The organism is Pseudomonas frederiksbergensis (assembly GCF_003732665.1).
Classification (GTDB): Bacteria; Pseudomonadota; Gammaproteobacteria; order Pseudomonadales; family Pseudomonadaceae; genus Aquipseudomonas; species Aquipseudomonas frederiksbergensis_G.
Window position 1 is genome coordinate 1 of sequence record NZ_MOBP01000172.1, and the last position, 375, is coordinate 375.

Here is a 375-nt window from a genome sequence, read left to right on the forward strand (position 1 = left end):
GAAGGAGGCCAAGGCATGAGCCAGCTCCCGAATGATTCCGCCCTGAGCAACCTCAGTCGTCGTGGCTTCCTCAAAGGCGTCGGCGCCACCAGCGCGTTGGTGCTTGCCGCCAGATGGGGCTGGCAAGACGATTTCGCCGAAGACAAACCGAAGAAATTCGGCGCCGACGGCATGCCCAACGGCTGGATCGATGATCCGAAGGTCTACGTCAGCATCGCCGCCGATGGCACGCTCACCGTGGTCTGCAACCGTTCGGAAATGGGCCAGGGCGTGCGCACCAGCCTGAGTATGGTGGTTGCCGATGAACTGGACGCCGATTGGGCGCCGGTCAAGGTGCAACAGGCGCCGGGTGATTAAGTGCGCTTCGGCAACCAG

Annotated in this window: 1 pseudogene; it reads left to right on the top strand. The window is 62.7% G+C overall.

Going from position 1 to position 375, the window contains the following annotated elements:
* Positions 1-15: 15 nt before the first annotated feature.
* Positions 16-354 (top strand): annotated as a pseudogene (locus tag BK665_RS33680) (molybdopterin cofactor-binding domain-containing protein); the annotation flags it as partial.
* Positions 355-375: the final 21 nt, after the last annotated feature.